The sequence below is a fragment of the Negativicoccus succinicivorans genome, assembly GCF_018372215.1.
In the GTDB taxonomy this organism is placed as follows: domain Bacteria; phylum Bacillota; class Negativicutes; order Veillonellales; family Negativicoccaceae; genus Negativicoccus.
On the sequence record NZ_JAHAJN010000022.1, the window covers coordinates 1 to 1,290 of the forward strand.

Sequence of the window (1,290 nt, forward strand, 5' to 3'; positions counted from 1 at the left end):
GATCAGTTGAACGCGGAACAACAGGCGCAATTGAACCGTTTGGCTGACGAATTCGCGAACGAACTGAACAGCCTCGGCGTACGCGTTTCCAACTTGGAAGATCGCGTCGGCAACGTAAAAGTGACCGGTGACGCTCGTGTTCGCTGGGTAGATGACGGCGATGACGACAACTTCGATATGCGTGCTCGCCTCCAGTTTAACGCGAAAGTAGCGGACAAGACCACGGCAACCGCTCGCATTACCTCGGGCAACTTCGGTTTTGACAGCGACAAAGAAGATCCGGACTTGGATCTCGACCGCTTGTATATTGACCATGAACTGAGCGACGGTCTGCACCTGACCGGCGGTCGTTACGGCGAAAAATTCGGCGCGACCGGCTACTGGTACGATGACGCTTTCGACGGCGTACGTCTCCAATATAAAGCGACCGATGAAGTAACCGCTTCCGTCGGCTACGGCTACGCGAAAGGCATGAAACTCACCAACGCGCAATATGCCAACCTCGAAAACGCTTTAGAAAAAGCGAAAGCGGACGTGAAAGGTTTGGAAGATCAGAAAGAAGCCATTGGTGATGAATTCCGCGCTTCCATGAAAGCTTGGAAGACAGCGCTCGACAACTACGCTAACGCGACGGATGAAAACAAAGCGGACCTCGAAAAGAAACTTGACGCGGCCGCTGAACGCATGGAAAAAGCTAAAAAGGCAAACACTGAAGCGAACCTTACAATGCCGGGCAAGATCGCAGAAGCTCAAGTGAAAGCTGATGAAGCGGAAAAATTGTTCGAAGATTACAAAAAAGACGGTAACACCGCTTCCGTGACGAGCCCGGAAATGACCTACGGCACGTTGGGTTACAACGGCAGCAACTTCCGCGTACTCGGCACCTACATCGCTCCGAACGGCAGCAAAGTGGACGCGGCCGGCTTGGATGACATCTGGGGCGCGGGCGCGATCGTCGGTCTGAACGAAGACTTCTCACTCTCCGGCGACTATTTCAACGTCGGTTACAAAGATCATGACGACGCTGACTTCTGGAACGCTCGCGTTGATTTCGGTCACGCGGACCTGAAGAAACCGGGTAGCTTCAACATCTTCGTTGACTATGTTGACGCGGAACCGGGTTCCTACCTCGGCGGCACGGGTTCGCTCCGTACTTCGAGCTACTTGAACAACACCGAATCCTGGGGCGCGGGTTTCGGCGTAGTCGTTGCTGAAAACGTCAAACTCGAAGGTCTCCGCACATTCAGCGCGGAAACCAAAGACGGCGCTGACCTCGACGACCTCACCAAA

General features: G+C 54.0%; 1 protein-coding gene. It reads left to right on the forward strand.

The window, feature by feature from the left end:
- The coding region (locus KIB08_RS06920; RefSeq protein ID WP_303991232.1) for a putative porin at nt 1–1,290 on the forward strand (1,290 nt) is incomplete at both ends.